Below are 6,508 nucleotides of genomic sequence, written 5' to 3' on the forward strand. Positions count from 1 at the left end.
GGCTCGCCGACTGAAACACTCCAGGGCAGGGACTGCCCGACGAGCTTGGTCCACAACCGTGGCTGGTCAAAGCACGGTCTTCCCAAGAAGCTCCCACTTCAAGTTGCGAAGCAAATAAGTGGTGAGTGGTTCACCGTTTCTATACCTAGAATACCGTATCATCAAACAAAAAAACCTCTGAAATGTTGGGATTGTGTGTCCGACAGTCAGAGGTTTTGTCACGTTCATAGAGAGGGGCAGGTCATTCCGCGAATGTCTTGCTGCGGAACATGAACGCCGTGATGATATAGAAGGCGATGATGTGGATCAACACGTAAAACGCTGAGAACCAAATCGTCACGTCCATCGTCTCCATGAAGCCTGGACTTTGATAATAAATGGACAAGTCCGTGTGCAAAAAGACGATCCATTTAGCAATGGCCGGCTTCCATGCGATGAGGAGGCCGCCGATCATCGTCGAGACGAAGTTCGCGAGTACGGTAAAACCGATGACGACACCGACCGATTTGAAGACGACCGAGAACATGAGCGTCAAGAAGATGACGAACACGCCGCTCGACACGCTGAGTAGGACGTTACGGAACTGCTCGAACGTCAAGTTCCCGTCAAGCGTCAAAGCGAAGCCATACGTCACGGCAAGGATGAACACGAACTGGGCGAGCATGATCAGGATTGCGGCAACGAGTTTCGACAGCAAGATTCGGTCACGGGAGTACGGACTCATGAGCAAGTGTTTCAATGTATCGAACTTTAACTCGTTCCCGATCATTTCAGCGGTGAACACGATCGTGAAGATGCCGAGGAACGTCATCGCGGCCATCGTTGTATAGTTGACGAACGTTGTCGCATCTCCCGACTCGTTTCCACTCGTGACGATGACGTACGTCAAAATGATGACCCCGGTATACATGCCGAGGGCGATCAGCGGCTTGATCGTGCGCCGCCATTTCATAAACTCATTGGCTAGTAATGAACGCATTGTTCGTTCCTCCTTCTTTCTTCGTCACTTTGAGGAACTGGTCCTCGAGCGTCTCGTATTTCATCCCGATTTGGAAGACGTTGATGTCTTGATTGATGAGTCGTTTCAACAGAACCGGGATATCCGTCTCAGGGCGGGGGACGAGGAACGTCTCTGCCGATTGCTGAACGATCTTCACATCGTCAAAAATCATGGCGGCCGCGTCGAGCGCCTCGTTCATCTGCTCGCGTGACACTTTACAAAGAATGACGCCTTCTTCACGCGTCGTCCCGTCTTGGACCGACTTGATTTGACCGTGGTCGATGATCGCGAACCGGTCCGTGATTTGTTCCATCTCACTAAGTAAGTGGCTCGAGATCAAGATGGCGATGCCGCGGTGCTCGGCGAGATGCCGTAAGTAGTTGCGCAGGTCGGCGATGCCGGCCGGGTCGAGCCCGTTCGTCGGCTCATCGAGAATGAGCACTTTCGGGTTGTGGAGGAGCGCACGGGCGATCCCGAGACGTTGCTTCATCCCGAGCGAGTACTGTTTGACTTTCATGTCGAGCTTCGATTCGAGCCCGACGAGTGCCCCGAGGGCGTTCAAGTCGACTTTTTTCAAATTGGGGATCAAGTTCTTGGCGTGGATCAAGTTTTCTCGACCGGTTAAGTAAGGGTAGAACGCCGGGTTTTCGACGATGGCCCCGATGCGACTGAGCGCCTCTTGGCGGTCGGTCGATACGTCGAACCCGTCGACTGTCACTTTACCGTGCGTTGCCGGCATTAGACCAGTGATGATACGGATCGTCGTCGTCTTTCCGGCACCGTTCGGACCGAGGAAGCCAAAGATTTCGCCGGGCGTGACTTCGAAGCTGACGTTGGTCAGAACGTTCGTCTGGCCCAGTTTTTTGTGGACATTTTGGACGGATAACATGTTGTCACCTTGCTTTCTTTGAGATTTGTTTCCAATCTTGCTAACATTGTATACGACAAGACTGAAAGAAGGTTTCACCTTTTTTTGAAACAATTGAATCAAACGACAACTTTCACAATTAGTCGATAAGTAAAACTTATTGAATTAGTATGGACGAATTGTGAATTTGAAAGGGTCTTTCGACCTGGAAAGGTGTAGTATGAAGAAGAGAGTAAGAGGCAAGATTTGGCTCTTTTCACGGCCTGAATCAGATGGATGAACTGATTCGTGCGGCCTTAAAAAATGAAAGCGTTCACACATCGGGCGCATAGGAACGGACAGGGGGATTTATTCAATGGGAGAGTCGTCGAACGGTCGCGAGCAATCGCAAACATTTTATGGTCCAAACTTAGGCTACATCGTTGAATTGTACGAGCAATATTTGGAAGACAGAGAATCGGTCGATGCGGAGACGCGTCGTTACTTTGATGAGAACGGTTCACCCGAACAAGCGGTACCGGTCGCACCGGTCGCTTCATTTGATTTGGAGAAAATCGTGGCGGCGACTCGGCTCGTCAATGATATCCGGGCGCTCGGTCATAAAGCGGCTGATATTTATCCGCTCAAGGACCATCCGCGTGAGCACGGGTTGTTTGTGTTCGACCGTTACGGGTTGAACGAGTCAGACCTCGAGCAGATCCCGGCACACTTGCTGTCAGAAGACGTACCGAAGCCCGGCGCGAACGCACTTGAACTCGTCCGTCATTTACTCGACGTCTATACAGGGACGGTTGCCATCGAGCTGCGCCACTTGGATGATATGGAAGAGAAACGTTGGATTCGCCGCCGCATCGAGCAAGGCGCATTGAAAGCCGCGTACTCGAAAGAAGAAAGACTCGAATTGTTTGAGCGTTTAGCCGAGACGGAACTGTTCGAATCGTTCCTTCATAAGACGTACGTCGGACAAAAACGTTTCTCGATCGAAGGACTCGACAGCATGGTCCCGCTCCTTGACGCGATGGTCGGACGGCTCATCTCGAGCGGTTCGGAACACATCAACATCGGGATGGCACACCGTGGACGTTTGAACGTCCTCGCCCATGTGCTCGGTAAACCGTATGAAATGATCTTTGCCGAGTTCCAGCACGCACCGAACAAAGAACTCATTCCGTCAGAAGGTTCGATCGGCATCAACTTCGGCTGGTCGGGCGACGTGAAATACCATCTTGGACTCGACCGCCGCGTGTTAGATGAGAAGAAAGAAGTCCGCTTGAACCTCGCCAACAACCCGAGCCACCTTGAATTCGTCGGCTCGATTGTCGAAGGTTACACGCGTGCCGCGCAAGACGACCGCTCTGCAAAAGGGATGCCGGTCCAACACGATGACAAGGCTGCTTCGATCTTGATCCACGGGGACGCCGCGTTCCCAGGCCAAGGCATCGTCGCCGAGACGCTCAACATGACGAACTTGACGGGCTACCGCACAGGCGGCACCGTCCACGTCATCGCCAACAATACGATCGGCTTCACGACGGACCCGAGCGACTCGCGCTCGACACGTTATGCGAGTGATATCGCCAAAGGCTACGAGATCCCGGTCTTCCACGTCAACGCCGACGACCCGGAAGCGTGTGTCGCCGTCGCGAAATTGTGCAGCGAATACCGTGCCAAGTTCCATAAAGACATCCTTGTCGACTTGGTCGGCTACCGCCGCTATGGACACAACGAGATGGATGAACCGATGAACACGAACCCGGTTCTATACAAAGCAATCAAAGAACATCAATCGGTCCGTCACGTCTATGCCGATCTTCTCGAAGCAGAAGGCGTCATGACGAAAGAAGACAAAGCGACGATCGAACAATCGATTGAAGATCGCTTGAAGTCAGCGCGCGACCTCGTCCCGGCTGAGGAAGAAGATGCGGACATCGTCTTGCCGGAAGCAGTCTATAAAGGATTCCCTTACGTCGATACGGCAGTCGAACGCGACTTGTTGCAACAGTTGAACGATGAGCTGCTCGTCTGGCCTGAAGGGTTCGGCGTGTTCCATAAGCTGCAAAAAGTACTCGACCGTCGTCGTGACGCGTTCGGGGACAACGGGAAGATCGACTGGGGCCATGCCGAGACACTCGCCTACGCCTCAATCATCTCGGACGGGACACCGATCCGTTTGAGCGGTCAAGATTCAGAGCGCGGGACGTTCGCGCAACGTAACATCATGTTGAACGATGTCGAGACCGGCAAGAAATTCTCGCCGCTCCACGAGTTGTCGACGGCGAAAGCCTCGTTCACGGTGCATAACAGCCCGCTCTCGGAAGGCTCGGTGCTCGGCTTTGAATACGGCTATAACGTGTTCGCACAAGATACGCTCGTGTTGTGGGAAGCGCAGTACGGTGACTTTGCCAACTCGGCCCAAGTCATGTTCGACCAGTTCATCTCGGCCGGTCGTGCGAAATGGGGTCAAAAATCGGGTCTCGTCATGCTGTTGCCGCACGGTTACGAAGGACAAGGTCCGGAGCACTCGAGCGCGCGGATGGAACGTTATTTGACGCTCGCCGGTGAAAAGAACTGGACGGTCGCTAATTTGTCGACGGCTGCCCAATACTTCCACATCTTGCGTCGTCAGGCGAAGATGCTCGGCACCGAGCAAATCCGACCGATGATCATCATGACACCGAAGAGCCTGCTTCGTCATCCGCTTGCAGCCTCAACGGTCGAAGAGTTGTCAGATGGCAGCTTCTGTCCGATCGTCGAACAAACAGGTCTCGGCGAACAGCCGGACAAAGTCGAACGGCTCGTCTTCTGTTCAGGGAAGATGGCGATCGATCTGCAAGAAGCGACGATGAAGTCAGAGGAGTCACTCGACTTCCTCCACATCATCCGCGTCGAAGAAATCTATCCGTTCCCGGTCCGTGAGATTCGCGACGTCATCAGTCGCTACCCGAACGCCAAAGAGATCGTCTGGGTACAAGAAGAACCGAAAAACATGGGAGCTTGGACATACATCGAGCCGCGTCTTGAAGCGGTGACATCGAACCGTCTGAACGTCCGTTACATCGGCCGCCGTCGCCGGTCGAGCCCGGCTGAAGGAAATCCGACAGCACACAAACAAGAACAAGCACGCATCATCCGTGAAGCCTTATCCCGTGACGCCGTCTCAAGTGCGGCTGGAGCGAGCACATACCAAAAAGATCGTAAATAAGTTAAGGGGGAACTCATTGTGATCGAAATTAAAGTACCGGAATTAGCAGAGTCCATTACGGAAGGAACGGTCGCGTCATGGCTCAAGCAGCCAGGCGACCACGTTGAAAAAGGGGAGGCCATCGTCGAGCTCGAGACAGACAAAGTCAACATCGAAGTGCCGTCCGATGAGTCGGGAACGTTGGAAGAACAACTCGCCGGGGAAGGCGACACGGTCCAAGTCGGTCAAGTCATCGCCCGCTTAAGTTCAGGATCAGCCGGCGGCACGGCCGTCGCGACGAAGACGAAGACGGAAGCAGCGACAGAAGCTGCTCCGGCTCCAGCCGAGACGAAAACAGAAGAAGTCGGCGAAGCGAAAAAAGTCGAGCGTCGTGAAGAGCACGTGGCAAGCCCAGGTAAAGGCCCGATCGCTACACCGGCGGCACGCAAGCTCGCTCGTGAGCGCGGGATCGACCTCTCGGCCGTTCAGACGAACGACCCGATCGGCCGCATCAACGTCCATGACGTGTCGAACCACAACGCAACACCGGCGCCAAAGCCAGAAGCACCGAAAGCACCGGTTGCGGCACCACAACCGGTCGCGAGTGGCAAAGACGAAGAGCGCATCAAGATGACGCGTCGTCGTCAAACGATCGCGAGCCGTCTCGTCGAAGTCCAACAGACGGCGGCGATGCTCACGACGTTCAACGAGATCGATATGACGGCGGTCATGGCGCTCCGGAAACGTCGTCAAGAGAAGTTCATTAAAGATAACGACGTCAAACTCGGCTTCATGTCGTTCTTCACGAAAGCGGCCGTCGCGGCTCTGAAACGGATGCCGTATCTGAACGCTGAGATTCAAGGCAACGAGATCGTCTTGAAGAAATATTACGACATCGGCATCGCCGTATCGGCACCGGACGGACTCGTCGTCCCGGTCGTCCGGGAAGCGGACCGTAAAAACTTTGGCGAGATCGAGAAGGATATCATCCATCTTGCCGACAAGGCCCGCAACAATAAGCTCGGGCTTAGCGACCTGACTGGCGGCACGTTCACGATCACGAACGGCGGCGTGTTCGGTTCACTCTTATCGACACCGATCTTGAACGGACCGCAAGTCGCTATCCTCGGAATGCACACGATCCAACTTCGTCCGATCGCGATCGATGCTGAGACGATTGAGAACCGTCCGATGATGTACGTGGCGCTCTCATACGACCACCGCATCGTCGATGGCCGTGAGGCCGTGACGTTCCTCAAACACATTAAAGATATGATTGAAGATCCAGAACAGTTGTTGTTCGAAGCGTAAAAAAAAGGTCCATGTCGCAAGTGAACTGAACCCTGAATGATAGACACTTGATAAAAAGTGCTCATTCAGGGTTTTTTGTGTGCGGTCGAATCGATATAATGAACCTATTCATTCAGACGGGGGAACGCATCCATGAGTAAAATCATCT

4 protein-coding genes are annotated in these 6,508 nt (G+C 53.7%); 2 read left to right on the plus strand and 2 right to left on the minus strand.

All coding sequences use genetic code 11. The features are described 5' to 3' along the window. Positions 1–241: 241 nt before the first annotated feature. Both EVJ32_RS15720 and EVJ32_RS15725 read right to left on the minus strand, forming a co-directional pair. Complete coding sequence (locus EVJ32_RS15720; RefSeq protein ID WP_131459107.1) at positions 242–979, minus strand: ABC transporter permease; 738 nt, start codon at positions 977–979, stop codon at positions 242–244. After that, positions 957–1,889: an ABC transporter ATP-binding protein gene (locus EVJ32_RS15725; RefSeq protein ID WP_131459108.1), complete on the minus strand. Its 933-nt coding sequence runs from the start codon at positions 1,887–1,889 to the stop codon at positions 957–959. The genes EVJ32_RS15720 and EVJ32_RS15725 overlap by 23 nt, the downstream gene beginning before the upstream one ends. 334 nt (positions 1,890–2,223) lie before the next feature. Between EVJ32_RS15725 and EVJ32_RS15730 the strand changes: the two genes are divergently transcribed. Next, a complete protein-coding gene (locus EVJ32_RS15730) occupies positions 2,224–5,070 on the plus strand; it encodes a 2-oxoglutarate dehydrogenase E1 component (RefSeq protein ID WP_131459109.1) in 2,847 nt (948 codons plus the stop codon). 18 nt (positions 5,071–5,088) lie between these two features. Further along, a complete protein-coding gene (gene odhB, locus EVJ32_RS15735; protein ID WP_131459110.1) occupies positions 5,089–6,360 on the plus strand; it encodes a 2-oxoglutarate dehydrogenase complex dihydrolipoyllysine-residue succinyltransferase in 1,272 nt (423 codons plus the stop codon). Positions 6,361–6,508 lie beyond the last annotated feature (148 nt).

It is taken from the genome of Exiguobacterium sp. SH5S4, assembly GCF_004337045.1.
Lineage (GTDB): Bacteria > Bacillota > Bacilli > Exiguobacteriales > Exiguobacteriaceae > Exiguobacterium > Exiguobacterium aurantiacum_A.

Coding starts and splice junctions, on each gene's coding strand:
- EVJ32_RS15720 (WP_131459107.1), bottom strand. CDS start 979: ATGCGTTCATTACTAGCCAATGAGTTTATGAAATGGCGGCGCACGATC.
- EVJ32_RS15725 (WP_131459108.1), bottom strand. CDS start 1,889: ATGTTATCCGTCCAAAATGTCCACAAAAAACTGGGCCAGACGAACGTT.
- EVJ32_RS15730 (WP_131459109.1), top strand. CDS start 2,224: ATGGGAGAGTCGTCGAACGGTCGCGAGCAATCGCAAACATTTTATGGT.